Below are 1,646 nucleotides of genomic sequence, written 5' to 3' on the forward strand. Positions count from 1 at the left end.
AGTCCGTATTCGACCGCGGTCGCGCCCTTGCTGTCCCGCCCGAGGCGGCGGGCATGTCGCATGGCTGCTCTGACCAGGGGCGCGAGAGTTCTCATGCGAACCGAATACCGAATTAGGACTTAACGAATGACCAATGATGCGCCCGTCCCGGCCCTTCTGATGGTGGTCGCCGCGGCGCTTATCCGATCTGACGGCACGGTTCTGGTCCAGCTGCGGCCCGCGGGTAAGCAATTGGCCGGGCTGTGGGAATTTCCCGGCGGCAAGATCGAGATGGGCGAGAGCCCGGAGGCGGCGCTGGTGCGTGAGTTGCGCGAAGAGCTGGGGATCGAGGTGGCGGTGGAGGCGCTGTCCCCGGTGACGTTCGCGAGCGAGGCGCTGGCCGGTCGGCACCTCGTGCTGATGCTATACGCGGTGCGGACGTGGCAGGGTGATCCGCAGGCGCTGGAGGCTAGTGCGTTGCGTTGGGTGACGGCGGAGGCGATGGCCGCCCTGCCGATGCCGCCGGCGGATGTGCCTCTGGTGGCGGCGTTGAAGGGCTTGGTAGACCGATAGCCTTCGACCCCCTTTGTGTCCCCGCGAAGGCGGGGACCCACTACTGGGCTCCCGCCGTCGCGGGAGCACAATCAGCGATGAGCTTCCTCGCCGTAGCCGCGCTGCGGTTGTCTAGATTGGCCCGCATCGCTATCTGCGCGGGATGAACGAGATGACCCCGCTCGCCCGGCCCGCCAGAGAGCGCAAGCCCGACTGGATTCGCGTGAAGGCGCCGACCAGCATCGGCTTCGGCGAGACCAAGGCGCTGATGCGTCGGCTCAACCTCGCGACCGTCTGCGAAGAGGCGGCGTGCCCAAATATCGGCGAGTGCTGGACCAAGAAGCACGCGACGGTGATGATCCTAGGCGACACCTGCACGCGGGCCTGCGCGTTCTGCAACGTCAAGACCGGCATGCCGCGCGCGGTTGATCCGCTGGAGCCGCAGCATACCGCGGATGCCGCCGCCGAGCTCGGCTTGCAGCACATCGTGATCACCTCGGTCGATCGCGACGACCTGCCCGATGGCGGTGCATCGCAGTTCGTGAAGGTGATCCAGGCGCTGCGCCGGACCACGCCGTCGACCACGATCGAGATCCTCACGCCGGATTTCCGCAACAAGGCGCAGGCCGCGGTCGAATCGATCGTCGAGGCGCGGCCCGACGTGTACAACCACAATCTCGAGACGGTGCCGCGGCTCTACCCGACGATCCGCCCCGGCGCGCGCTATTATGCCTCGCTGCGGCTGCTGGAGAGCGTCAAGCGCCACGATCCGTCGATCTTCACCAAATCGGGCGTGATGCTCGGGCTGGGCGAGGAGCGGCTGGAGATCCATCAGGTGATGGACGACATGCGCTCCGCGGACATCGATTTCCTGACCATGGGCCAGTACCTCCAGCCGACGCCGCGGCATGCCAAGGTCGCAGAGTTCGTCACCCCGAAGGCGTTCGACGCCTATGCCGGGATCGCGCGCGCCAAAGGATTCCTGCTGGTCGCGTCGTCGCCGCTGACCCGGTCGAGCTATCATGCCGGGGACGATTTCGCGAAGCTCCGCACCGCGCGCGAGGCGCAGCTGGCGCGCGCCTAGTGCCCAAGCATAGCGAGACCCGGCACCTGCC

General features: G+C 67.1%; 2 protein-coding genes. Both read left to right on the forward strand.

The features are described 5' to 3' along the window. Window positions 1-126: 126 nt before the first annotated feature. Window positions 127-552 (forward strand): (deoxy)nucleoside triphosphate pyrophosphohydrolase, encoded by a 426-nt coding sequence (locus VF643_RS13500; RefSeq protein ID WP_331043906.1) that lies wholly within the window; start codon window positions 127-129, stop codon window positions 550-552. Window positions 553-694: 142 nt separating this feature from the next. Continuing rightward, entirely contained in the window at window positions 695-1,615 is a 921-nt protein-coding gene (lipA, locus tag VF643_RS13505) for a lipoyl synthase (RefSeq protein WP_331043907.1), read from the forward strand. The last annotated feature ends 31 nt before the right edge of the window (window positions 1,616-1,646 follow it).

Origin of the sequence: Sphingomonas sp., assembly GCF_036387595.1 — a bacterium.
In the GTDB taxonomy this organism is placed as follows: domain Bacteria; phylum Pseudomonadota; class Alphaproteobacteria; order Sphingomonadales; family Sphingomonadaceae; genus Sphingomonas.